General features: G+C 67.7%; 2 protein-coding genes. Both read left to right on the top strand.

All coding sequences use genetic code 11. The annotated features are described in order from the left end of the window. On the top strand, nt 1–504 hold a 504-nt coding region (locus GSQ79_RS21105), incomplete at its 5' end, for a universal stress protein (RefSeq protein WP_158810764.1). 152 nt (nt 505–656) lie between these two features. Further along, the coding region (locus GSQ79_RS21100; RefSeq protein ID WP_158810763.1) for a cytochrome c at nt 657–940 on the top strand (284 nt) is incomplete at its 3' end.

The following is a 940-nucleotide window of genomic DNA, read 5'->3' as shown; positions in this document are numbered from 1 at the left end:
CGCGTCAACGACCTTACCATCATCGACCGGCCCGACCCCGAGATACCCTTCACCGACCGCGCCTTCGACACGGCCGTCTTCGCCACGGGACGCCCCGCGCTCATGCTCTCTCGGACGTTGCCGACGGATCTCCTGAGCCACATCGCGATAGCGTGGGACGGAAGCCTGGAGGCGGCCCGCACCGTCGGCCAGGCCATGACCCTGATCCACGAAGCCGACCGCGTGACCGTCATCCAGGTGCAGACGCGCGCAAGTGAGGAGACGAGTTGCGCCGACCTGGCCGAGTCGCTCCGATGGCAGGGCATCGTGGCCCATACGCACGTCGTCGCGACAGCGGACGGCCTCTCTGTCGGCGAGACGATACTGGCCGAGGCGTCCCGCCTGACTGCCTCGATGCTCGTCATGGGCGCCTATACCCACAGCCGCGTGCGCGAACTCCTGCTCGGCGGCGTGACGCGTGACGTGGTGGCCGGCGCGACGATACCCGTCCTCATGACGCATTGACGGTGCCTGTGGCGACCTCGATTCGCGAAGATCCGTCGAACGCGCGTTCCGTATCCGCGCATGCCGCAGGATCGGTCGGTGCGCCGCGACCTGTCGTTTCGAGCCGCGTTCTGAACCGCACTCTGGCCGCCGTCCTGTTCTCGAGCTTGACGATGCTCGTCGTCGACAGCGCCGTCGCGTCCGTTCCCAGCGCCGACCGCGGACACGCCTTCGTCCTCGATCACTGCGCGCGCTGCCACGCCGTCGAGGCGGTCGGCGTTTCACCGCTGCCGGAAGCACCTCCGCTTCGGCTGCTCCATGAGCGTTATCCCGTCGAAGACTTGGCCGAGGCCTTCGCGGAGGGCATCGGGACGGGGCATCGGTCGATGCCCGATTGGAAACTCGATCCTGGAGAGATAGGCGGCCTCATCGCGTACCTGCGGACGTTGGAAGGCCG

Source organism: Beijerinckia sp. L45, from assembly GCF_009765775.1.
Classification (GTDB): domain Bacteria; phylum Pseudomonadota; class Alphaproteobacteria; order Rhizobiales; family Beijerinckiaceae; genus RH-AL1.
This window is presented reverse-complemented; position numbering and strand designations above follow the sequence as displayed.